The organism is Streptomyces sp. NPDC051207, from assembly GCF_040682395.1.
Taxonomy (GTDB): Bacteria; Actinomycetota; Actinomycetes; order Streptomycetales; family Streptomycetaceae; genus Streptomyces.
Genome location: NZ_JBFBAX010000003.1, coordinates 226,651 through 250,296, shown reverse-complemented (window position 1 = coordinate 250,296; position 23,646 = coordinate 226,651). Strand labels below are relative to the sequence as shown.

The following is a 23,646-nucleotide window of genomic DNA, read 5'->3' as shown; positions in this document are numbered from 1 at the left end:
CCGGATGCGAGTCCGCGCGGGGCGCCTGTGGTGCGGCGCCCCGCGCGGCTCATCGGTGGTGCGGGCTGGTTCAGCCGGTGTAGGTGCCGGACTTCACGGCCTTCCAGTCGCCGTTCTCCACGGCGTACACGGTGAGCTGCTTGTTCGTGGCGTCACCGAACTCGTCGAAGGAGACCTTGCCGGTCACACCGTCGAAGGAGACGTTCTGCATGGCGGCGGTGACCTTCTCGCGGGCGTCCGACGGCAGCTTGCCGTCGTTGTCCTCGACGACCGCCTTCACGGCCTCGATGATCGCCCACGCCGAGTCGTAGGAGTAACCGCCGTAGGCCTCGTACGCCTCCTTGTAGCCCTCGGCCTTGTAGTTCGCGACGAACTCCTTGGCGGACGGCAGCTCCTCGACCGGCGCGCCGACCGAGGTGGCCAGGTCACCGGTGCCGCTGGCGCCGGCCAGCTTGATGAAGTCGGCGCTGTAGATGCCGTCACCGCCGACCAGCGGGATCTTGGCGCCGGCGGCCTTGATCTGCTTGCTGAGCGGGCCGGCCTGCGGGTACTCGCCGCCGTAGTAGACGACGTCCGCGCCGGAGTTCTTCACCTTGGTCGCCACCGCGGAGAAGTCCTTGGTGTCGGGGTTGATGTGCTCGGTGCCGACGACCTTGCCGCCGAGCTTCTTGAACTCCTCGGTGAAGGTGGCGGCCAGGCCGGCGCCGTAGGTCTTCTTGTCGTCGATGACGAAGACCTTGCGCTTCTTGGAGTCGTTGTACAGGTACTGCGCGGCGAACGGGCCCTGGATGGCGTCCGTGGTCGCGGTGCGGAAGTACGACTTGTACGGGCGGACCTTCTTGGTCTGCCAGTCCGGGCCCTGGGTGAGGGCCGGGTTGGTGTTGGCCGGCGACACCTGGACCAGCTTGGCGTCGTCGAAGACCTTCTGCATGGACTCGGCGACGGAGGAGTTCAGCGGGCCGACGGCACCGAGCACGTCCTTGTTGGCGACGAGCTTGGTGGCGTTCTGCTGGCCCGAGGAGGGCTGCGCCTGGTCGTCGAGCGCCTGGATCTTGAAGGTGACGCCCTCGACGTACTTCTCCTTGTTGGCGACCTTCGTCGCGAGGTCCACCGAGTTCTTGATGCCGAGGCCCAGCGCGGACAGGTCGCCGGTCAGCGGGGCGTCGACGCCGATGACGACGGTGGTGCCGCCGCTACCGGAGTCCGAGCCGCCGCCGTCGTCGTCGCGCGAGCCGCAGGCGGTGAGTGTGAGTGCTCCCGCCGCCAGCGCGGCGGTGATGGCGATGAGCGAACGTTGACGCACGATCAGTCCTTTCCCCTGGCAGCCGCTTCCCGGTGGAAACGGCCGAGTCGAGCGCGGGGCGGAGATGAAATCCGTCGGGCGCGGTGACTGGGCGTGACTCTAGGCGTGTGAGGGGAACGTGGAGGAGTGTCTGCGCCATGCTGTGACGCTCTTGTTATGACACGAGGTAATGCAGAGCGGTACTCAGCGGGTGGAACGGACGAATTGAGGCTGATTCGTACCGTCCACATGGTGAGAACGCCCAGGACCCGGCGCGGTCATTCAGGCGCGTTCCAGGTTTTGATGATTACACAGAACTGTTGCTGCAGGCTACCTGAACGGCCTCCGAGAGATGCCGCGCGTAACGCGGACCGAGGAGGAAACTATGCACTTGTATTGCCCGTGCATTACGTAGAGTTACGTCCAGGAAAGGGAGCCCGGCGCTCTTCGGCACTTTTCCGCATTCCGTCACTCTCATCGTGATGGCGATCCTGCGGGGAGAACCCGCCCGTGTCCGGAAAGGGGTCCGCGGGGCGGATGTCACGGAAAGCCCCGCGTACGGCTGTCCGATCCGGGTCACGGTGACCGGCGGGCCGGACGCCACGCCGAGCAGCACCTCGAAGCCGAAGGCCCGCCGCCCGCCGCCGCGCGGCACCGCCCGGTCCAGGTAGTCGACCTCGACGACCTGCGCGGGATGGGGCGGGGGAGGCGCCGGCTGCGGCCGAGGGCGCGTGGCGTAGAGGTATCCGCCGCCCGCCAGCAGGACGAAGGCCGTCGCGCCCGCGAGGGCGGCGCGGCGGTGACGCCCGCAGAGGGCGGCGAGGCGGCCCCGCGGCGCGCCACGGAACCGCCGGGGGGAGGGCGGCGGGCCGTGCGTGCCCTCCCCGGGCTCGACGGGGCCGATGCCGCTCACTGCCAGGGGCCCTTGCCGGACGTGCCGGGCGTGGCGGGCGTGCCGGTGCGGTACAGCTCCGCGCACCCGGCCGCGGCCCTGCGGTCGATCAGGGCGTCGGCGGCCCGTGCCCCGGCACGCCGCTTCTCGGCCCGCGCGGCGTCGACCACCGCGCGCAGGATCTCGTACTGGCCGTTGGACAGGCCCATCGACTGGTAGTCCCCGTAGGCGTCGCCGTTCAGGACCTCGCGGGACCAGTGTCCGACGATGCGGGCGCACAGGTCGTCGGGGGAGGTGGTCCGGGGGGCCGGGGTCCCTGGGGGCGGGGTGGCGCTGCCGTCCCGGGCCGGCTGTGCCGCCCCGCAGCCGGTGAGCAGCACCACGAGCGCGAGCGCCGCTGCCGGACGGAGAACTGCCGTTGCCATGTGCCGACGTTAGGGGGTGCGGGGGTGGGTGGGCCAGGCGCGGGGGCATGAGGGTGGTGGAGGGCGTGGGGTGGTGTGGGGCGTGGGGTGGTGTGCCGGGGGTGCGCGGCGTGTCGCGCCGCCCGGGGCGGCCGGTGTGCCGTTGCCCGGGCGGGCGTCGGGTCAGCCGGTCGGGCCGGTGGGTGCGGTGTCGCCCGGGCGGGTGTCCGGTCGGTCGGGCCGGTCGGTGCGGTGTCGCCCGGGCGGGTGTCGGTTCAGCAGGTCGGGCCGGGTGGTGCGGTGTCGCCGGGGCGGGTGTCGGGTCAGCCGGTCGGGCCGGTCGGTGCGGTGTCGCCCGGATGGGCGTCCCGCAGCATGCAGGTGAGGCGGGCGGTGCACACCCGCCGCTCCTCCTCGTCGCTGATGACGATCTCGTACGTCGCGGTGCTGCGTCCCCGGTGGACCGGCGTCGCCACACCGGTCACCAGGCCGGAGCGCACCCCGCGGTGGTGCGTGCAGTTCAGGTCGACACCGACGGCGACCTTCGCACTGCCGCCGTGCAGCATCGCGCCCACCGAGCCGAGCGTCTCGGCCAGCACCGCCGAGGCGCCGCCGTGCAGCAGCCCGTACGGCTGGGTGTTGCCCTCCACCGGCATCGTCCCGACGACCCGCTCGGCCGACGCCTCCACGATCTGCACGCCCATCCGCGTCCCGAGGTGCCCGGCGGAGAACAGCGCCCGCAGGTCCACGCCCAGCGCGGCGTACTCGTCGATGACCTCCTGCGGGAACTTCACGTGCTGCTGCTCGCCCATGGGCCAGGCTCCTTCGTCGTGGTCGGGACGGCTCTGCGTCGGCTGAGCAATCGCTCAGTCGGTCGCCGATTGTTCCAGACGGACCACGACGGACTTGCTGGCCGGGGTGTTGCTGGTGTCCGCGGTGGCGTCGAGCGGGACGAGGACGTTGGTCTCCGGGTAGTAGGCCGCCGCGCAGCCGCGCGCCGTCGGGTAGTGCACGACCCGGAAACCCGGCGCCCGCCGCTCCACGCCGTCCCTCCACTCGCTGACGAGATCCACGTACGAGCCGTCCGCCAGCTTCAGCTCGCGCGCGTCCTCGGGATGCACCAGCACCACTCGGCGGCCGTTCCTGATGCCCCGGTAGCGGTCGTCGAGACCGTAGATGGTGGTGTTGTACTGGTCGTGCGAACGCAGCGTCTGCAGCAGCAGACGGCCCTCGGGCACCTCGGGGAACTCCACGGGCGCCGCCGTGAAATTGGCCTTGCCGGTGGCCGTCGGGAAACGGCGCTCGTCGCGCGGGGCGTGCGGCAGCACGAAGCCGCCGGGGCGGGCCACGCGCGCGTTGAAGTCCTCGAAGCCGGGGATCACGCGCGCGATGCGGTCCCTGATGGCCCCGTAGTCCCTCTCGAACTCCTCCCACGGCACCCGGCTGTCCGCGCCCAGCACCCGCCGGGCCAGCCGGCACACGATCGCCGGCTCCGACAGCAGATGCCGGCTCGCGGGCTCCAGACGCCCCCGCGAGGCGTGCACCATGCCCATCGAGTCCTCGACGGTCACGAACTGCTCGCCGCCGTCCTGCACGTCGCGCTCCGTGCGGCCGAGGGTGGGCAGGATCAGCGCACGCGCGCCCGTGACCACGTGCGAGCGGTTCAGCTTCGTCGACACATGCACCGTGAGCCGGGCCCGGCGCATCGCCGCCTCGGTGACCTCCGTGTCCGGGGACGCCGACACGAAGTTGCCGCCCATCGCGAAGAACACCTTCGCCTCGCCGTCGCGCAGCGCCCGGATGGCCCGTACGACGTCGTAGCCGTGCTCGCGCGGGGGAGCGAAGCCGAACTCCTTCTCCAGGGCGTCGAGGAACGCCGGGGCCGGGCGCTCGACGATGCCCATCGTGCGGTCGCCCTGCACGTTCGAATGCCCGCGCACCGGGCACACGCCCGCGCCCGGACGGCCGATGTTGCCGCGCAGCAGCAGGAAGTTCACCACCTCGCGGATGGTCGGCACCGAGTGCTTGTGCTGGGTCAGGCCCATCGCCCAGCAGACGATCGTCCGCTCGGAGGACAGCACCATGGTCAGCGCCTTGTCGACGTCCTCCCTGCTGAGCCCGGTCGCGGTGAGCAGCTCGTCCGGGTCGGCCGCGCGGGCCGCCGCGGCGAATCCCTCGAAGCCGTGCGTGTGGTCGCGGACGAAGGCCTCGTCGACCGCGCCCCGCGTCTGGAGGATCAGCTGGTTGAGGAGCCGGAACAGGGCCTGGTCGCCGCCGATGCGGATCTGCAGGAACAGGTCCGTGAGCGCGGCGCCCACCGTCAGGCCCTTGGCGGTCTGCGGGTTCTTGAAGCGCTCCAGCCCGGCTTCCGGCAGCGGGTTGACGCTGATGATCCGCGCGCCGTTGGCCTTGGCCTTCTCCAGGGCGGTCAGCATCCGCGGGTGGTTCGTGCCCGGGTTCTGCCCGGCGACGATGATCAGGTCGGCCTGGTGGAGGTCCTCCAGCAGGACACTGCCCTTGCCGACGCCGATCGTCTCCGACAGGGCCGAGCCCGACGACTCGTGGCACATGTTGGAGCAGTCCGGCAGGTTGTTCGTGCCGAGCTCACGCGCGAACAGCTGGTACAGGAACGCGGCCTCGTTGCTGGTGCGCCCCGACGTGTAGAAGACCGCCTCGTCGGGCGAGCCGAGCGCCGCGATCTCCTCGGCGACGATGTCGAACGCCCGCTCCCAGGTGACCGGCTCGTAGTGCCCGGCCCCCTCCGGCAGGTACATGGGGTGCGTCAGCCGGCCCTGCTGGCCGAGCCAGTAGCCGCTGCGGCCGGCGAGGTCGGCGACCGGGTGCGCCGCGAAGAACTCGGGAGTGACCCGGCGCAGCGTGGCCTCCTCGGCCACCGCCTTCGCGCCGTTCTCGCAGAACTCCGCCGGCGAGCGGTGCTCCGGCTCGGGCCAGGCGCAGCCGGGGCAGTCGAAGCCGTCCTTCTGGTTGACACGCAGCAGTGTCAGCGCCGTGCGCTTCGCCCCCATCTGCTGCTGGGCCATGCGCAGGCTGTTCCTGATCGCGCGAAAGCCGACCGCCACGTGCTTCGGCTCGGCGACCTGCGGCGCGTCCTGGACCGGATCGCCCTTGGGCGGCTTCGTGGCCATCGCACGCTCCTCTCCGACTGCGTGTGTGAGGCGTGTGTGAGGTACGTCTCCGATCCTCGCACGCGGCACTGACATTGATCAGGGGCCCGGTGGACGGGAACGCGGGCGGTGCCGCGCTGTGCCATGCCGTGCGAGGCCGATCAATGTCGGGCGGTGGCTTGCGGTGCCGTGCGGTGGCTCGCGGTGCCGTGCGAGTGCCGGGGAGGGCAGCCGCCGGCCCGTGGCAGGACCCGGCTGTCAGTGGCACGTGGCAGGATCGGGGACGTGGCAGAGACAGCATCGAAGAAGACCGAGACCACCCCCGGCGGCACCCGCCCCCGCCTGATGCTCATGGACGGGCACTCGCTGGCGTACCGCGCGTTCTTCGCGCTCCCCGCGGAGAACTTCACGACCGCGACGGGCCAGCCGACGAACGCGATCTACGGCTTCGCGTCGATGCTGGCCAACACGCTGCGCGACGAGGCGCCCACGCACTTCGCGGTCGCCTTCGACGTCTCCCGCAAGACCTGGCGCTCCGAGGAGTTCACGGAGTACAAGGCGAACCGCTCCAAGACCCCGGACGAGTTCAAGGGCCAGGTCGAACTGATCGGCGAGCTGCTGGACGCGATGGGGACGCAGCGGTTCGCCGTCGAGGGCTACGAGGCCGACGACGTCATCGCCACGCTCGCCACCCAGGCCGAGGCCCGCGGCTTCGAGGTGCTGATCGTCACCGGCGACCGCGACTCCTTCCAGCTCGTCAGCGAGCACACCACGGTGCTGTACCCGACCAAGGGTGTCTCGGAGCTGACCCGGTTCACCCCGGAGAAGGTCTTCGAGAAGTACGGGTTGACACCCGCGCAGTACCCCGACTTCGCCGCGCTGCGCGGCGACCCGTCCGACAACCTGCCGGGCATCCCCGGCGTGGGCGAGAAGACCGCGGCCAAGTGGATCAACCAGTTCGGTTCGTTCGCGGACCTCGTCGCGCGCGCCGACGAGGTCAAGGGCAAGGCCGGGCAGAACCTCCGCGACCACCTGGAGGCCGTCAAGCTGAACCGCCGGCTCACCGAGCTGGAGCGGCACGTGGAGCTGCCGAAGACGGTCGCCGACCTCGAGCGCGTCCCGTACGACCGCAAGACGGTCGCGATGATCCTGGACACCCTGGAGATCCGTAACCCCTCCCTGCGCGAGCGCCTCTTCGCCGTCGACCCGGGGGCCGAGGCGGCCGAGACCACCCCGGTCGTCACGGACGGCGTGGAGCTGGACGGCGCGGTCCTCGGCACCGGTGAGCTGGCCCCTTGGCTGGCCGAGCACGGCACGGGCACGCTCGGCGTCGCCACCGTCGACACCTGGGCGCTCGGCGCGGGCTCGGTGGCCGAGGTCGCGCTCGCCGCGCCCGGTGGGGCCGCCGCCTGGTTCGACCCGGCGCAGCTGGACGAGGCCGACGAGAAGGCGTTCGCGTCCTGGCTGGCCGACGAGGCCAGGCCCAAGGTCTTCCACAACGCCAAGGGCGCCATGCGGGTCTTCGCCGAGCACGGCTGGACCGTCGGCGGCGTGACCATGGATACCGCGCTCGCCGCCTACCTGGTCAAGCCCGGCCGCCGCTCCTTCGACCTGGACGCGCTGTCCCTGGAGTACCTGCACCGCGAGCTGGCGCCCGCCGCGGCGGCCGACGGGCAGCTCGCCTTCGGCACCGACGAGGACGCCGAGCGGGAGGCCCTGATGGTGCAGGCCCGCGCGGTCCTCGACCTGGGCGAGGCGTTCGAGAGCCGGCTCCAGGACGTCGGCGCCGCCGACCTGCTGCGCGACATGGAGCTGCCCACCTCCGCACTGCTGGCCCGGATGGAGCGCCACGGCATCGCGGCCGACCGGGCGCACCTGGAGGCCATGGAGCAGATGTTCGCCGGAGCGGTGCAGCAGGCGGTGAAGGAGGCGCACGCGGCGGCCGGGCACGAGTTCAACCTCGGCTCGCCCAAGCAGCTCCAGGAGGTCCTCTTCGGCGAGCTGGGCCTGCCGAGGACGAAGAAGACCAAGACGGGCTACACCACGGACGCCGACGCTCTCGCGTGGCTGGCCACCCAGACGGACAACGAACTGCCGGTGATCATGCTCCGCCACCGTGAGCAGGCCAAGCTCCGCGTCACCGTCGAGGGTCTGATCAAGACGATCGCCGGGGACGGCCGCATCCACACGACGTTCAATCAGACCGTCGCCGCGACGGGCCGACTGTCGTCGACCGACCCGAACCTGCAGAACATCCCCGTCCGCACCGACGAGGGCCGCGCCATCCGCCGCGGCTTCGTCGTCGGCGAGGGCTTCGAGTCCCTGATGACCGCGGACTACAGCCAGATCGAGCTGCGCGTGATGGCCCACCTGTCGGAGGACGCCGGCCTCATCGAGGCGTTCACCTCCGGGGAGGACCTGCACACCACCGCCGCCGCGCAGGTCTTCTCAGTCGAGCAGAGCGCCGTGGACGCCGAAATGCGCCGCAAGATCAAGGCGATGTCGTACGGCCTGGCCTACGGGCTGTCCGCGTTCGGCCTCTCCCAGCAGCTGAACATCGAGGCGGCCGAGGCCCGCGCCCTGATGGACGCGTACTTCGAGCGCTTCGGCGGCGTACGGGACTATCTGCGCCGCGTGGTCGACGAGGCGCGGGCGACCGGCTACACGGCGACCCTCTTCGGGCGCCGCCGCTACCTCCCCGACCTCAACAGCGACAACCGCCAGCGCCGCGAGGCAGCCGAGCGCATGGCCCTCAACGCGCCGATCCAGGGGACGGCCGCGGACATCGTCAAGATCGCGATGCTGAGGGTGGACGGGGCGCTGCGCGAGGCCGGCCTGAAGTCCCGGATGCTCCTCCAGGTCCACGACGAAATCGTCCTGGAGATCGCCCCCGGCGAGCGCGCCACCGCAGAGGAACTGATCCGCCGCGAAATGTCCAACGCCGTCACCCTCCGAGTGCCCCTGGGCGTCTCGGTGGGCGCGGGCCGGGACTGGGAGTCGGCAGCGCATTAGCCCTCGGCGGGGATGGGGGCGCGGGGGTTTCCACGCCGGGGGCGTGCATGGAAGGGCGTCGCCGGGCTGGGCAGTGGCGGGCGCTTCCCACGCCGGGGTGCGGTACTCGGGCTTCGCAGGCGGCTGACCGTCGCAAGCCGCGGGCCATCGTGCCGCTGGCGTGTTGGGGGTCCCCCCGGGCCCGGGCGAAGCCGGGAGCTTGGGGAGGGTGGGTGGGCGGCAACCCGACAGCGCCGGGCCGCGCATCCCACCCCACGCCCACGGCAACCCCGGTCACCTGCGCACCACCGCATCCCCCGCCCTTCGCCCCCTGCGGCCCGACACCGCACCCCCGCTCCGCACCGCCCACCCCCGGAGGGCGTCACTCGCCTGGCCCCCGCGAAAACGCCCCCGCCCACCCCGCCGGTCAGGATGCGGGCATGGGTATACGCATGCTCCACCGCCGGACGGCGCCCGCACAGGCGAACGCCGGCGCGCGCACCCGCGTGCCACTCCCGCCCTCCGCGGCCACCGCAAGCACCGTCCGCGTCCCCGCCACCTTCACCTCCGCCCTCCGGTGCACGGCGGAGGACCTCCGACGCCGGCTCACCCCCCGCGACCCCGCCCTGCGCGCCATGGCCCTCGGCGACGCCTCCCGCCCCGGCGACCCCCCGCTGTGGCGGCAGTGGACGAACCTCGCCCTCGGCCGGCTCGACCTGGCACTCCGCGGCTCCGAGTCCCGCCCCGGCGCTCCCGGGGACACCGGGTCCTGGCGCCAGTGGGCCGACCTGGCGCGCACTCTGCTCCGCTCGGCATCCCGCCCCGGCGAGACACCCCCGTGGCGGCAGTGGACCGACCTCGTCCGCGGCTACCTCGCGCTCGCCCTCGCCGCGCTGCCCAGACCCCGCCCCGTGCAGACGGTCACCGTCTTCGTCGCGGCCCCGGACTCCGTCACCGGGCGCCCGTACGGTCCGGCTCCGCACCGACGCCGCCGGGACGACCGCCGACCGGGACCGGACGCCACAGCCTGACCCCGGCCGCGTACAGCAGCACCCCCAGGACGAGGCCCGCGCCCGCCCCGAAGCACACCGTCGGTATCAGTTCCCACGGCTCGGCGACCGACCTCCAGTACGCCCACCACCGCGACGCCCGCTGCACCGCGGCCACCACCGCGCAACCGCCGATCACCGCACCGGCCAGCCAGCGGTCCCGTACCGACAGCGCCGCCACCCCGACCGCCTCGCCCCGCGGCGCCCGCCGCAACGCGAACAGCAGGAACGCGGCGATGACGACGGCGGCCACCGCCGAGCCGCCGTACTGCACGTACCAGTACATCGGCGAGCCGGCCACCTCCTTGCCGAGCACGGGAAACACCCGTATCCCCCACCGGTCGTGATGCGTGAACGCGTCCCACACGACATGCGTCAAGGAGCCCAGCACCGCCGACACGTACCACCGCGCCACCAGCGACCGGGTGACACGCGCGCGTGGCGCCCCGCACCGCGTCAGAGCGGCCGCCCGCGCCTGTCTCGCCCGCGGCAGCAGGGCCACCAGCGGCTCCCGCACCAGCAGCCACAGCCCCACCAGGGCCCAGGCGACCACCACGTCGATCGTGAGGACACCCCAGAAGGAGTGCGTCACGTCCCCGAACTCCATCGCCCCGGACAGCACACTCGCCGCGTAATAGGTCATGTCGGGAGCGAACGAACCCGCCACGAGGACGGCCGGGACCAACGGCCCGCGCCCCGTCCCGTCGGTGCGCACGGCAGGCAGCACGGCCGCCGCATGGCTGAGAGTGAAAGGCAACTCGGCTCCTCGAAACAGTCGTTGACGAGACCCCCGGCCCCGAAGATCGCCTGTGCCCAGTATGCGTGCCCCGCGGCCCGCCCCGCCGGTTGTCCACAGGGCGGCCAACCCGGGGAAAACCGGGCACGAACGGGTGTCCGGCGCACCCAAGTTGTCGTAGGGTCACCTGGGTCGCCGTGCCCGGGGAGCACGCCGACCGCAGGGAACAAACCGCGCGAACAGCGGCACAACTGCACACAGGCACCACGGGTCCGCAGCGAGCCGGAATGTTTCGGCTCCACGAGGGCAACCGGCGCGGCGGGCCGACCGTCACAACAAGGCGAGTACACCAGGCAGCGACGGGCGCTCCGGCGTCCACGGGAGGGGTTCACTCCATGACGGCGCATTTCGGCAGGAGACTGCGCAAGGGAGCGGCTACCACCGCAGTGGCCGCGGTCGCGGTCGCGGCCCTGGCAGCGTCCCAGGCTCCCGGTGCCACACCGGGGGACCAGGGCAGACAGTCCACCGCCGACACCACGCCGTCACCCGAGGCGAACGCCGACAGCGCGACCGGCAACTCGCCCTACTACACGGACCTGCCGCCGCTGAACAGCCCGAAGCCGTCGCCGACGGACGGCTCGTCCGTCCCGCCCGGCTCGGCCGAGGCCGGCATCCCCGCGACCGTCCTCGACGCCTACCAGAAGGCCGCCGCCGCACTCGGCGAGGCCAAGCCCGGCTGCAACCTGCCGTGGGAACTCCTCGCCGCCATCGGCAAGGTGGAGTCCGGCCAGGCCCGCGGCGGCCGGGTCCGCGCCGACGGCACCACGCTCAGCCCGATCATCGGCCCGCAGCTCGACGGCAACGGCTTCGCGCTCATCCGGGACACCGACAACGGCGTCCACGACGGCAACAGCAGCTACGACAACGCCGTCGGCCCCATGCAGTTCATCCCGTCCACGTGGGCGTGGGCGGGCCGCGACGGCAACGGTGACGGCAAGAAGGACCCCAACAACATCTACGACGCGGCCCTCGCCGCCGGCCACTACCTGTGCCGCAACGGCTGGGACCTGTCCGTGCAGGCCGACCTGAGCCGCGCGATCCTCAGCTACAACTACTCCCAGGACTACCTGCACACGGTCCTGTCGTGGCTGGAGTACTACCGCAAGGGCTCGCACGAGATCCCGGACGGCACCGGCACCCTGCCGGTGGGCCGCAGCGACGACAAGCAGGGCTCCGGGCCCAGCACCCGGCCGTCGGCGCCGGCCGCCCCGTCCACCCCGAAGCCCGGCGGGTCCGACAAGCCCGGCGGGTCCGACAAGCCCGGCGGGTCCGACAAGCCCGGCAGCGGCAGCCCGAGCCCCAAGCCCACCCCGCCCGGCACCCCGAGCCCGAAGCCGACTCCGCCGCCCTCCTCGTCGCCCACGCCCACCGACACGGTGCACCACCTGGAGGACGCGGGGACCGACAGGCTCACCGCGATGGCGGGCGACGCGTTCACCGAGCGGGTCAGCACCCGCGCCGAGACCCGGGAGGGCAAGGCGGTCGCCGCGGTGCGCATACGTTTCACCATCGTCGGCTCCACCGACGCCACCTTCTCCAACGGCGAGAGCGTCGCCACTGTCGTCACCAACAGCTCCGGCGTGGCGGTCTCGCCCGGCCTGCGCGCGGGTGAGAAGACGGGCGCCTTCACGGTCCGCGCCACCGTCGTCGGCCGCCTCGTCCCCGGCCTGGACTACTCGGCCTCCGTCACCGAACGCGCGGCCGACGCCCTGACCCGCACCGACAACACCGCCTTCACCTGCACCGCGGGCGGCGAGTTCGCCCAGCAGGTCGGGGTGAAGGCCACCTACAAGGGAGCCGCCGCGGACGGCGTCGCCGCCACGGCCACCCTGGTCAAGTCCGCGGACGACCCGACCGTCAACGACAAGGGCCCGTACTTCAAGGACGCCGGGGGCAGGGCGATCCGCAGCCTCAGCGGCCTGAAGACGGACGCCAACGGCCTGCTGACGCTGCCGAAGCTCTACGCGGACGACACCAGCGGCACGTTCCTGCTGCGCGTCACCACCGCGGGCGGCGCCACCGTCACGGTCGAGCTGACCGTGACGGCCGCCGAGACGTCGTCGCCGAGCCCGTCCACCAGCCCCTCCGCCGACCCGTCGCCGAGCCCGAGCCCGAGCGCGTAACCCGCCACGAAGCCGCAGGGCGCCCCGCTGTTTCATGCCGGGGCGCCCTGCGCGCGTGGCCCTGACCGTGTGCGTGCCCTCGTGCGATGCGTGGCCGTCAGCGCCGCAGCCGGGCGTTGGTGTGCCGCGTCGGCTCCGCGGTCGCCGGGTCCTCGGGCCACGGATGCTTCGGATACCGGCCGCGCAGCTCCGCCCGTACGCCCTTGTAGCCGTCCTTCCAGAAGGAGGCGAGGTCGGCGGTGACGGCGGCGGGCCGCCCGGCGGGGGAGAGCAGGTGCACCAGGACCGGCACCCCGGCGACCCGGGGCGACTCCTGGAGCCCGAACATCTCCTGGAGCTTCACGGCCAGCACGGGCTGCTCCGGACGGGAGTAGTCGATCCGGATTCTGGACCCACTGGGTACGGTGATCCGCTCGGGGGCGAGTTCGTCGAGCCGCCCGGCCTCCCCGGACGCCCAGGGCAGCAGCCGCCCCAGTGCCTCACCGGCGTCGATCCGCGCCAGATCCGCCCGCCGCCGCGCCCGGCCCAGCTCCGGCTCCAGCCATTCGTCCACGCGCGCGTGCAGGGCCTCGTCGCCGACGTCCGGCCAGGGCTCGCCGAGGTGCAGCCGCAGAAAGGCGAGCCGCTGCCGCAGCGCCAGCGCGTCCGCCGACCACCGCAGCAGCGCGAACCCCTCGCGCCGCAGCCCCTCCAGCAGCGCCTCGCGCACCAGCCCGGCAGCCGCCTCCCGCAGCGGCCGCACCGCGAGCTCGACCGCCCCCAGCCGTTCCACGCGCCGCGCGACGACGTCTCCCTCGCCCCAGTGCACCTCGTCGTGCTCCTTCAAGAGGGCACCGGCCGCGAGGCGGGCGGCATCCTCATCGATCGCCGCCGCGAGCTGCACACGCGCGTGCCCCTTGCCCAGGGGCCGGTCGGCCACGGCGACGGCGATCCAGGGCGCACCCCGCAGCGCCGACCCGTCGGACAACTCGGCGCGGGTCCCGGAGGCCATGAGGTACGAGCCGCCGTCCGCCGCGGCGACCCGCTCGGGAAAGGCCAGGGCGGCGACGAGCCCGGCCGCACGGTCCTCCGGAACGCCCCCGCGAGCGGCCGGTCCGGACACCTCGCCCACGACGCCCCGCAGCCGCCGCACCTCCGCACGCCACCGCGTCGCATAGGCGTCACCCCCACGCCGCGCGGCCCGCAACGCACCGGCGAGATCGTCCCCGTACTCCCGGGGCGCCTCCTCACTGAGCAGTGCCACCACCTCGGCGGCCCGCTCGGCACCCAGCACCGCCGAGGCATCCAGCAGCGCCCGCCCCAGCCGGGGATGCAGCCCCAGCCGCGCCAGCCGTACGCCCCGCTCAGTGGCCCGCCCCGCCGCGTCCACCGCCCCCACCGCCGTCAGCACCCGCCGCGCCGCCGCCATCGCCCCGCCCGGCGGCGGATCCAGCAGCGCCAGCCCGGACGCGTCCGGATCGCCCCAGCACGCCACCTGCAACGCGAACGCCGTCAGGTCGGCCACCTTGATCTCCGGCGCCGGGAAACGGGGCAGACGCGCGTCCTCGCCCTCCGCCCAGCACCGGTACACCGCGCCGGGCGCCTCACGCCCGGCCCGTCCCGCCCGCTGCCGCGCCGCCGCCTGCGAAGCCCGCACCGTCGTCAGCGCGCTCAGCCCACGCGCGTGGTCGACCCGCGGCTCCCGCGCCAGCCCCGAGTCCACGACCACCCGCACGCCCGGCACCGTCAGCGACGACTCCGCCACCGACGTCGCCAGCACCACCCGGCGCCGCTCGCCGGGCGCCAGCACCGCGTCCTGCACGGCCGTCGGGGCGCGCCCGTGCACCTGGAGCACGTCCACGGCGCCGAGATCCCCGAGCTGCCCGGCGACCCGGGCGATCTCGCCCACGCCCGGCAGGAAGCACAGCACGTCCCCGTCCCGCTCGGCCAGCGCCCGCCGCACCACCGACGCCACGTGCGCGAGCAGCGCCGGATCGACCCGCATGCCGTGCGGCGGACGCACCGGCCGGGCCGGCGGTGCCCACACCACCTCCACGTCGTACGACATCCCCGACGCCTCGACCACCGGCGCTCCGCCCAGCAGCCGCGCCCAGCCCTCGGCGTCGGTCGTCGCGGACGCGGCCACCAGCCGCAGCTCCGGGCGCAGCGTCTCGCGCACGTCCCACAGGAACGCCGCCACCGTGTCGGCGTCCAGATGCCGCTCGTGGCACTCGTCCAGCACCACCACGTCCACGCCGGACAGTTCCTGGTCCCGCTGGAGCCGCTGCAGCAGCACGCCGGTCGTCACGACCTCCACACGCGTGTGCCGCCCCACCACCCGCTCACCGCGCACCGTGCAACCGACGCTGTCACCGACCTTCTCGCCCAGCAGCCACGCCATGCGCCGGGCCGCCGCCCGCGCCGCGATTCGCCGCGGCTCGGCGACGACCACCCGCCGCGCGGGCCCGTCTCCGAGCAGTCCCGCGAGCGTCGGCGGCACCAGCGTCGTCTTGCCGGTCCCGGGCGGCGCGACCAGCACGGCGGCGCCGTGTCCCGCCAGGGCGTCGCCGAGCGCGGGCAGGGCGGTGCGTACGGGCAGGCCGTCCAGAGCGTCGTAACGGATCACGCCCCCAGTGTCGTACGCGCCCGAAGCCGTCTCGCACGCGCGCGTGCCGGCCGGCGGTCGCGGCGGCAGGAGACGTCCCGCACACGCGCGTGCACGCCTGCTGCACCCGCTCGCGCCGACGGCGTCCTCAGTCCCGCTCGCAGACGAAGATCGCCGTCCCCGGGATCAGGTTGCCGCGCAGCGGGGACCAGCCGCCCCACTCCGCGGTGTTCCAGGCCGGCCACTCCGGTTCCACGAGGTCCACCAGCCGGAAGCCCGCCCGCACGACGTCCCGCACACGGTCGCCGAGCGTCCTGTGGTGCTCGACGTACACCGCCCGGCCCTCCTCGTCCTGCTCGACGTACGGCGTGCGGTCGAAGTAGGAACCCGAGACGGTGAGCCCTTCCGGGCCCGGCTCGTCCGGGAACGCCCAGCGGATCGGATGGGTCACCGAGAACACGAACCGGCCCCCCGGCCGCAGCACCCGGCGCACCTCCCGCAGCACCAGCACCGGCTCGGCGACGAAGGGCAGCGCCCCGTACGCCGAGCACGCCAGGTCGAAGGAGCCGCCGGCGAAGGGCAGCGCGCCCGCGTCGGCGCACACCAGCGGGAACGATCCGCCGATCCGCAGCGCGTGCTGGAGCTGCCGGTGCGAGATGTCCAGGGCGACCGGGCGGGCACCCTGTGCGGCCAGCCAGCGCGCGCACTGCGCCGCACCGGCCCCGATCTCCAGGACGTCCCGGCCCCTCAGTTCCTCGGCCGGGCCGAGCAGCTCGGCCTCCACCTCGTCCAGGCCCTCGGGCCCCCAGACGAACCGGTCGTCGCCGAGGAACGTGCCGTGCTCGGTCTGGTACTCGTCCGCGTTGCGGTCCCACCAGCCGCGGTTCGCCCGGACGCTCTCCGCGACTCCGGCGTCCCGACGGGTGGCCTCGGGTTCGGACGCTACGGGCTCTTGGATGATCGGCTCCCTCGTCGTACTCTTCCGTCCAGCCCGTCCGGTCGCTCCCGCGCGGTCGCACGGAACAGGGACAGCCCGGTGCCCTCATGGCCTCGGGAGGCTGGATCTGTGCCGGGTATGCGGTGATCCGCCCCGGGTGCGCGATTCGCGCATTGACCCTGCCCGGCGGCCCCCGTATGCTACAAGTTGCGCTGCGGGCCTGCGCACCTCAGACGTAGCAGGCTGCGCTCGCATCTGTTGTATGTCCCCTCGGTTGTCGAGGCGCCACCGGGCACCCGGTGTCTGGATTGGCGCTTCCTTGGCTGTCCGGCTTCTGCAGAGCGAAACGGGCTCCCGGCGTAAGCAGTACCTACGACTTCAATGTCCGTACCGGAGCCCTTTCCCACATGACGAGCAGCACCGAGACCACCGCCACCACCCCGCAGGTAGCGGTCAACGACATCGGTAACGAGGAAGCTTTCCTCGCCGCGATCGACGAGACGATCAAGTACTTCAACGACGGCGACATCGTCGACGGCGTCATCGTGAAGGTCGACCGGGACGAGGTCCTGCTCGACATCGGTTACAAGACCGAAGGTGTCATCCCGAGCCGAGAGCTCTCGATCAAGCACGACGTCGACCCGAACGAGGTCGTCGCCGTCGGTGACGAGATCGAGGCCCTTGTCCTCCAGAAGGAGGACAAGGAAGGCCGCCTGATCCTCTCGAAGAAGCGCGCCCAGTACGAGCGTGCCTGGGGCACCATCGAGAAGATCAAGGAAGAGGACGGCATCGTCACCGGTACCGTCATCGAGGTCGTCAAGGGTGGTCTCATCCTCGACATCGGCCTCCGCGGCTTCCTCCCGGCCTCCCTGGTCGAGATGCGCCGTGTCCGCGACCTCCAGCCCTACGTGGGCAAGGAGCTCGAGGCCAAGATCATCGAGCTGGACAAGAACCGCAACAACGTGGTCCTGTCCCGCCGTGCCTGGCTGGAGCAGACCCAGTCCGAGGTGCGCCAGACCTTCCTCACGACCCTCCAGAAGGGTCAGGTCCGCTCCGGCGTGGTCTCCTCGATCGTCAACTTCGGTGCCTTCGTGGACCTGGGTGGCGTCGACGGCCTGGTCCACGTCTCCGAGCTGTCCTGGAAGCACATCGACCACCCCTCCGAGGTCGTCGAGGTCGGCCAGGAGGTCACGGTCGAGGTCCTGGACGTCGACATGGACCGCGAGCGCGTCTCCCTGTCGCTGAAGGCGACCCAGGAAGACCCGTGGCAGCAGTTCGCCCGCACCCACCAGATCGGCCAGGTCGTGCCCGGCAAGGTCACGAAGCTGGTTCCGTTCGGTGCGTTCGTCCGCGTGGACGAGGGCATCGAGGGTCTGGTCCACATCTCCGAGCTGGCCGAGCGCCACGTGGAGATCCCGGAGCAGGTCGTCCAGGTCAACGACGAGATCTTCGTCAAGGTCATCGACATCGACCTCGAGCGCCGCCGCATCAGCCTCTCGCTGAAGCAGGCCAACGAGTCCTTCGGTGCCGACCCGTCGGCGGTCGAGTTCGACCCGACCCTGTACGGCATGGCCGCGTCGTACGACGACCAGGGCAACTACATCTACCCCGAGGGCTTCGACCCCGAGACCAACGACTGGCTCGAGGGTTACGAGAAGCAGCGCGAGGAGTGGGAGCGCCAGTACGCCGAGGCGCAGCAGCGCTTCGAGCAGCACCAGGCGCAGGTCATCAAGTCCCGCGAGGCCGACGCCGCCGCTGCCGCCGAGGGTGGCGAGGCCGCCGCTCCGGCCGCGTCCGGTGGCGGTGGTGGCGGTTCGTACTCCTCCGAGGGCCCGGACAACTCCGGCGCGCTTGCCTCGGACGAGGCGCTGGCCGCGCTGCGCGAGAAGCTCGCCGGTGGCCAGAGCTGACCACTGAGCAGTAGCTGATCACTGCGCAGTAGCTCTTCGACTGAGGGCCCGCATCCTTCATGGATGCGGGCCCTCAGCCATGTCCGCGGTGAGTGCCGGCGGCTTGGCGCACACCGCGCGCACGCCCACGACCGGCGACGACGGAGCAAGAGGGCGGTGCGGACAACCTGATCAAGGACACGAGCGGGGAATGCCTGTGCCCCGCGCCACGTTGTCCAGTACGAACACGAGGAGGAACGGTCACTGTGCCTGATCCGCAGGGTTTGTACGCATGGGAGCCGAAGGGCCTGGCCGTGGTCGACATGGCACTGGCCCAGGAATCGGCCGGCCTTGTCATGCTCTACCACTTCGACGGCTACATCGACGCGGGGGAGACCGGCGAACAGATCGTCGACCGGCTGCTCGACTCGCTGCCCCACCAACTCGTCGCCCGCTTCGACCACGACCGGCTCGTGGACTACCGCGCCCGGCGCCCGCTGCTGACGTTCCAGCGCGACCGCTGGACCGACTACGAGGAGCCCGCCATCGAGGTGCGGATCCTCCAGGACGCCACCGGGGCGCCCTTCCTGCTGCTGTCCGGCCCGGAGCCCGACGTCGAGTGGGAGGGTTTCGCCGCGGCCGTCCAGCAGGTCGTGGAGCGCCTCGGCGTACGCCTGTCCGTGAACTTCCACGGCATTCCGATGGGCGTCCCGCACACCCGGCCCGTCGGCCTGACCCCGCACGGCAACCGCACCGACCTCGTCCCCGGCCACCGCAGCCCCTTCGAAGAGGCCCAGGTGCCCGGCAACGCCGAGGCACTCGTCGAATACCGCCTGATGCAGGCCGGACACGACGTCCTGGGCGTCGCCGCGCACGTCCCGCACTACATCGCCCGCTCCCCGTACCCGGACGCGGCGCTGTCCGTCCTGGAAGCCATCACGGCGGCGACCGGACTGGTCCTGCCCGGCATCGCCCACGGGCTGCGCACGGACGCGCACCGCACGCAGACGGAGATCGACCGGCAGATCCAGGAGGGCGACGAGGAACTCACCGCCCTCATCCAGGGTCTGGAGCACCAGTACGACGCCGCAGCGGGAGCGGAGACCCGCGGCAACATGCTCGCCGAGCCAGTCGAGATCCCGTCGGCGGACGAGATCGGGCGCGAGTTCGAACGCTTCCTGGCGGAGCGGGAAGGGGACGGCTAGCGGGCGCGGGGAGGCGAGGCGAGGGCTAGCGGGCTTTCGCAGCGGGGTGGCTGGTTTGCCGCCCGATTGGCGTGCCGGTCCGCCGTCCCGGCGAGTGGCTTGTCGGTGGCAGGGCCTAAGCTTCCGCTCATGCTGAAGGTGGGCCTGACCGGCGGGATCGGCGCCGGCAAGAGCGAGGTGTCACGGCTGCTCGTCGAGTGCGGGGCGGTCCTGATCGACGCGGACCGCATCGCGCGCGAGGTCGTCGCGCCGGGGATGCCCGGCCTCGCCGCGGTCGTGGCGGCCTTCGGTACGGACGTCCTCGCCCCGGACGGCAGCCTGGACCGGCCTGGACTGGGTTCGATCGTCTTCGCCGACCCGGAGAAGCTGGCCGTCCTGAACAAGATCGTGCACCCCTTGGTCGCCGCCCGCTCCCGCGAGCTGGAGGAAGCCGCCGCCGACGACTCCGTGGTCGTCCACGACGTGCCACTGCTCACGGAGAACGGCCTCGCGCCGCTGTACGACCTCGTGATCGTCGTGGACGCGAGCCCCGAGACGCAGCTCGACCGGTTGGTACGGCAGCGGGGCATGACCGAGGCGGACGCGCGGGCGCGCATGGCCGCCCAGGCCACCCGCGAGCAGCGTCGGGAGATCGCGGACATCGTCATCGACAACGACGGACCGCTGGAGGAGCTGCGGCAGCGCGTGCAGGACGTGTGGGCCGAGCTGGCCCGCCGGGCCCACGTGACGCGGCAGCCGCCTCGGGCCCGGGAGGAATAGCGGCCCCCGGTTCACGCGTTGAACCCTTCCCACGTGGGAAGGACTCTGCCGTGCACGAGAGCAGCGGATCGACCGGACGGACTCCGGAGACCCATGTCATCGACTTCCGTGCCGCCGAGCAGCTGCTCGCCGCACGGGATCCGCGCGGCGCGGTGAAGCTGCTCGACGGCGTGATCGCCGCCCACCCGGAGAACACCGCGGCGCGACTGCTGCGTGCGCGCGCCTTCTTCGCCGCCGCACAGCTGCGACCCGCCGAACTGGAATTCAGCATCGTCCTGGAACGCGAGCCCGACAACGCCTTCGCGCACTTCGCGCTGGCCCGCACCTACGAGCGTCTCAGCCGCCCCGACCAGGCCAAACGCCACTTCCGGCTGGCCGCCGCCCTGGACCCCAACCCGGAATACCTGAAGGCCGCACGCTTCGACTCCTGAGCGCCGTGCCCCACGGCCCGGGCTGCGCGCCGCCAGCCGTCCCCCTGTCGGGTGAACCGTGCCCGAGAGGGAACGGGTGTGCGGACGCGGCCCGTTGGACGGGCATGGAACTGAAAATGCGTCAGGGCTACGAGGGGACAGGACCCGGGGCGATCACCCCGGACGGCTGCGCGGTCGAGCTGTACACCCGGCTGCCGGTGGGGAACGAGCCGGACGTGATCGCCGCGGCCGTCCCGGCGGGGGCGCACATCCTCGAGCTGGGCTGCGGCGTGGGCCGGGTGACGCACCCACTGCTGGAACGCGGATTCACGGTCACGGCGGTCGACGAGTCCGCCGAGATGCTGGAGCGCGTCCGCGGAGCGCGCACCGTGTGCGGCCCGATCGAGAAGCTCGACCTGGGCGAGACATTCGACGTCGTGATGCTCGCGTCCTTCCTCGTGCACGCCGGGGACCCCGAGGTGCGGCGCGGGCTGCTGCGCACCTGCGTCCGGCATGTCGCGCAGGACGGCTGCGTGCTGATCCAGCGGGAGGGTGAGGACTTCCACACCCGCGTGCCGCGCGAGTGGGTCGACCCCGCCGGTTTCACCGTGCGCATCGTGTCGGCGGAGCCGGCGGGCGACGGGGCCAACTCGATCCACGTGGAGTACGCGTTCCCGGACGCGATATGGACCCAGACCTTCCTGTCCCGCCCCCTGACGAGAGAGCAGTTCGAGGAGGCCCTCGAAGAGGCGGGCCTGCGGGTGGACCGATACCTGACGGAGGACGGGACGTGGGTGAGGGCAGTGCCGGGGGACGGGTAGGAGAGAGGCCCCGTCAAAAAGGACTTGGGCGAGCGATGAATTGCCGGGGGCGCGGCGGTCTTCCTCTGTGCCAGCGCACGACCGTTTCACACAGGAGGATCCATGTCCGAAAACACCGCGTCCGCCGTCGTCGAACCCGCGAGCGTCGAGGGGCGGCGTGCCCGTATCGCCCTGCGCGGTCTCCAGGTGGCACTCGCGCTCTTCTTCGGAATCGCGAGTGCCCTTCCCAAGCTGATCGCGCACTCGTCGGCCGCCGAGTCGTTCGACGAGCTGGGCTGGGGCAGCGCGGGCATGTACACCATCGGCGCACTCGAACTCGCCGGTGCGGTCGCCTTGTTGATACCCGTACTGCAATCGGTCGCGGCCATGGCGCTCAGCGCGCTCATGGTGGGCGCGTTCGTCGTCCAGGTCACCGTCTTCGACGGCGAGTACGCCGCGACCCCGGTCATCCTGATCCTGCCGCTCGCCCTCATCGCGTGGGCCCGGCGCGGACACAACGCGGATCTGCTGCGCATACTCAGACTGTCCCGGTGACGTTGTCGGGGTGCGTCCCCGGGGACGGAACCCTCGTCATGCGCGGCGGCTCCGGTCTCGGGACGGCATCTGCCTCACCGTCCGGTGCCGGGTCGGCCGCCCGGCTTGCTCAGGCCTTTCAGGGCGCGCAGGCGTTCCAGTTCACGGCGGTCCCGCTTGGTCGGGCGTCCGGCGCCGCGGTCGCGGATGCCGGCGGGGGCGACGGCCTCGCGGGGCGGGGGCGGCGGGGAGTTGTCGACGTAGCACTGGACGGCGACCGGGGCGCCGACCCGCTTGCGGATCAGCCGCTTGACGACGACGACCCGCTCACGTCCCTCGTGCCGCAGCCGTACCTCGTCGCCGACGCGCACGGAGTGGGCGGGCTTCACGCGCTCGCCGTTCACGCGGACGTGACCGCCCCGGCAGGCGGTGGCCCCTGTGGAGCGGGTCTTGACCAGGCGGACGGCCCAGATCCAGCTGTCGATGCGGACGGTCTCACCGCTCTTGGGACCGGCGGCCTGGGCGGCGGCGAGGGCGGCCGCGATCTTCGGGTCGAGGGCGTCCTGAGCGGCGGGGGCGCCGTTCTCGGCACCGGCGGTGTTTCCAGCGCCGGCACCGGCGGCGCTTCCAGCGCCAGCACCGGTCGTGGTTTCAGCGCCGGCATGGGCACTGGTACCGGGAGTGCCCTCAGACTCGGCCCTGGTGCCGGTCGGGCCTGTGGCGTCGGCCCCGGGGCCGGTCGGGCCTTCAGCAGCGGCCCCGGCGACGGTCGGGTCTTCGGCCGCGCGTGCCTGGTCGGCGCGGCGGGAGCCGCCGCGTCGTGGGGCCCCGGCTGTCCCGTCCGCCATGTCGTGGTCCGCATCCTTGGCAACCATGCCCCCGACCTTAATACCGGGGCCGGGACAGGGCGTCGGAAATTTCGTCGGCCTACCGTTGGGGGCATGGACACCAGCAGCCTCACCCTGCTCGACCGGCGCCTCTCCGACTGCCGGGCCTGTCCGAGGCTGGTCGCCTGGCGGGAGGAGGTGGCCCAGGTCAAGCGTGCCGCCTTCGCCGACGAGACGTACTGGGGCAGGCCCGTGCCGGGCTTCGGGCCGCCGGACGCGCGGTTGCTGATCGTCGGCCTCGCCCCGGCGGCGCACGGCGGCAACCGGACCGGGCGGATGTTCACGGGGGACCGTTCCGGGGACGTGCTGTACCGGGCGCTGTACGACGTGGGCCTGGCCTCGCAGCCCACGTCCGTCGCGGCTGGGGACGGGCTGGAACTGTACGGGGTGCGGGTCACGTCGCCCGTCCACTGCGCGCCTCCCGCCAACAAGCCCACCCCCGGCGAGCGCGACGCTTGCAGGCCCTGGCTGGTCCAGGAACTGCGGTTGTTGCGGCCGACGCTGCGGGCCGCCGTCGTACTCGGCGCCTTCGGCTGGCAGGCGGCTCTGCCGGCGTTCGCGGAGGCGGGCTGGACGGTGCCGAGGCCGCGGCCGGTGTTCGCCCACGGTGCCCGGGTGACTCTCGCCGGCTCGGACGTGCCCGGCACCCATGACGGACACGGCGGACACGGCGGTCATGAGGGACCCGCCGACAGCGGCGAGCAGGACGGTCATGGGGAGGCCGCCGGCAGCGGGGAGCCGGGCGGCCGTGACGGGCGGGAGGCAGACGGCGGGTCCGAGGGACGCGGTGAGCCTGAGGGACGTGAACCCGATGACCGGCGGCTGGATCTGTTCGGGTGCTTCCACGTAAGTCAGCGCAACACGTTCACCGGGCGGCTCACCCCGGAGATGTTGCGGGATGTGCTGCGCACGGCGGCGCGGGCGGCCGGGCTGGCGGTGGCCGCGGAAAACTGAGACGACCGATCCGCTCCGTGGACGC

The 23,646-nt window shown here is 72.5% G+C and carries 19 protein-coding genes; 10 read left to right on the top strand and 9 right to left on the bottom strand.

Annotated elements, in window-relative coordinates; genetic code table 11:
* Positions 1-70 precede the first annotated feature (70 nt).
* The 5 genes from AB0M97_RS04670 to AB0M97_RS04650 form a co-directional block, all read right to left on the bottom strand.
* Positions 71-1,303, bottom strand: coding sequence for a branched-chain amino acid ABC transporter substrate-binding protein (locus AB0M97_RS04670; RefSeq protein ID WP_365959257.1), 1,233 nt, complete (start codon positions 1,301-1,303; stop codon positions 71-73).
* Positions 1,304-1,589: 286 nt separating this feature from the next.
* Positions 1,590-2,195, bottom strand: a complete 606-nt coding sequence (locus tag AB0M97_RS04665) for a Tat pathway signal sequence domain protein (RefSeq protein ID WP_365959256.1) — start codon at positions 2,193-2,195, stop codon at positions 1,590-1,592.
* Entirely contained in the window at positions 2,192-2,599 is a 408-nt protein-coding gene (locus AB0M97_RS04660; protein ID WP_365959255.1) for a hypothetical protein, read from the bottom strand. Before AB0M97_RS04660 ends, AB0M97_RS04665 begins: the two co-directional genes overlap by 4 nt.
* A 302-nt stretch (positions 2,600-2,901) precedes the next feature.
* Positions 2,902-3,390, bottom strand: coding sequence for a hotdog fold thioesterase (locus AB0M97_RS04655; protein WP_365959254.1), 489 nt, complete (start codon positions 3,388-3,390; stop codon positions 2,902-2,904).
* 54 nt (positions 3,391-3,444) lie between these two features.
* Positions 3,445-5,724, bottom strand: coding sequence for an FdhF/YdeP family oxidoreductase (locus AB0M97_RS04650; RefSeq protein WP_365959253.1), 2,280 nt, complete (start codon positions 5,722-5,724; stop codon positions 3,445-3,447).
* A gap of 264 nt (positions 5,725-5,988) precedes the next feature.
* Between AB0M97_RS04650 and polA the strand changes: the two genes are divergently transcribed.
* Together polA and AB0M97_RS04640 are read left to right on the top strand one after the other, a co-directional pair.
* Positions 5,989-8,715 carry a DNA polymerase I gene (gene polA / locus AB0M97_RS04645; protein WP_365959252.1) on the top strand — a complete coding sequence of 909 codons (2,727 nt, stop codon included), beginning with the start codon at positions 5,989-5,991 and terminating at the stop codon, positions 8,713-8,715.
* A 419-nt stretch (positions 8,716-9,134) separates the two neighbouring features.
* The gene (locus AB0M97_RS04640) at positions 9,135-9,725 is read left to right on the top strand and encodes a hypothetical protein (RefSeq protein ID WP_365959251.1); all 591 of its coding nucleotides are present in this window, start codon (positions 9,135-9,137) and stop codon (positions 9,723-9,725) included.
* Here the strand turns inward: AB0M97_RS04640 and AB0M97_RS04635 are convergent.
* Positions 9,646-10,500, bottom strand: a complete 855-nt coding sequence (locus AB0M97_RS04635; protein WP_365959250.1) for a DUF4184 family protein — start codon at positions 10,498-10,500, stop codon at positions 9,646-9,648. The genes AB0M97_RS04640 and AB0M97_RS04635 overlap by 80 nt on opposite strands.
* Before the next feature lie 374 nt (positions 10,501-10,874).
* On the opposite strand from AB0M97_RS04635, the gene AB0M97_RS04630 reads away from it, so the two are divergent.
* A complete protein-coding gene (locus AB0M97_RS04630) occupies positions 10,875-12,662 on the top strand; it encodes a lytic transglycosylase domain-containing protein (protein ID WP_365959249.1) in 1,788 nt (595 codons plus the stop codon).
* 97 nt (positions 12,663-12,759) lie between these two features.
* Here the strand turns inward: AB0M97_RS04630 and hrpB are convergent, their stop codons facing one another.
* Both hrpB and AB0M97_RS04620 read right to left on the bottom strand, forming a co-directional pair.
* Entirely contained in the window at positions 12,760-15,267 is a 2,508-nt protein-coding gene (hrpB, locus tag AB0M97_RS04625) for an ATP-dependent helicase HrpB (RefSeq protein ID WP_365959248.1), read from the bottom strand.
* A 127-nt stretch (positions 15,268-15,394) separates the two neighbouring features.
* Positions 15,395-16,207: a class I SAM-dependent methyltransferase gene (locus tag AB0M97_RS04620; RefSeq protein ID WP_365959362.1), complete on the bottom strand. Its 813-nt coding sequence runs from the start codon at positions 16,205-16,207 to the stop codon at positions 15,395-15,397.
* 383 nt (positions 16,208-16,590) lie between these two features.
* On the opposite strand from AB0M97_RS04620, the gene rpsA reads away from it, so the two are divergent.
* From rpsA to AB0M97_RS04590, 6 genes are all read left to right on the top strand, one after another.
* Positions 16,591-18,093, top strand: coding sequence for a 30S ribosomal protein S1 (rpsA, locus tag AB0M97_RS04615; protein WP_365959247.1), 1,503 nt, complete (start codon positions 16,591-16,593; stop codon positions 18,091-18,093).
* A 245-nt stretch (positions 18,094-18,338) separates the two neighbouring features.
* Positions 18,339-19,277 (top strand): PAC2 family protein, encoded by a 939-nt coding sequence (locus AB0M97_RS04610; RefSeq protein WP_365959246.1) that lies wholly within the window; start codon positions 18,339-18,341, stop codon positions 19,275-19,277.
* A 129-nt stretch (positions 19,278-19,406) separates the two neighbouring features.
* Positions 19,407-20,036: a dephospho-CoA kinase gene (coaE, locus tag AB0M97_RS04605; protein WP_365959245.1), complete on the top strand. Its 630-nt coding sequence runs from the start codon at positions 19,407-19,409 to the stop codon at positions 20,034-20,036.
* 50 nt (positions 20,037-20,086) lie between these two features.
* Positions 20,087-20,467 (top strand): tetratricopeptide repeat protein, encoded by a 381-nt coding sequence (locus AB0M97_RS04600; protein WP_365959244.1) that lies wholly within the window; start codon positions 20,087-20,089, stop codon positions 20,465-20,467.
* A 104-nt stretch (positions 20,468-20,571) separates the two neighbouring features.
* The gene (locus tag AB0M97_RS04595) at positions 20,572-21,267 is read left to right on the top strand and encodes a class I SAM-dependent methyltransferase (protein ID WP_365959243.1); all 696 of its coding nucleotides are present in this window, start codon (positions 20,572-20,574) and stop codon (positions 21,265-21,267) included.
* Between the two features lie 102 nt (positions 21,268-21,369).
* On the top strand, positions 21,370-21,801 hold the full coding sequence (locus AB0M97_RS04590) for a DoxX family protein (protein ID WP_365959242.1): 432 nt from the start codon (positions 21,370-21,372) through the stop codon (positions 21,799-21,801).
* 74 nt (positions 21,802-21,875) lie between these two features.
* On the opposite strand, the gene AB0M97_RS04585 is transcribed toward AB0M97_RS04590, so the two are convergent.
* Positions 21,876-22,325 carry an RNA-binding S4 domain-containing protein gene (locus AB0M97_RS04585; protein WP_365959360.1) on the bottom strand — a complete coding sequence of 150 codons (450 nt, stop codon included), beginning with the start codon at positions 22,323-22,325 and terminating at the stop codon, positions 21,876-21,878.
* 396 nt (positions 22,326-22,721) lie between these two features.
* Here AB0M97_RS04585 and AB0M97_RS04580 point away from each other — a divergent pair, with 396 nt between their 5' ends.
* On the top strand, positions 22,722-23,621 hold the full coding sequence (locus AB0M97_RS04580) for a uracil-DNA glycosylase (RefSeq protein WP_365959241.1): 900 nt from the start codon (positions 22,722-22,724) through the stop codon (positions 23,619-23,621).
* The last annotated feature ends 25 nt before the right edge of the window (positions 23,622-23,646 follow it).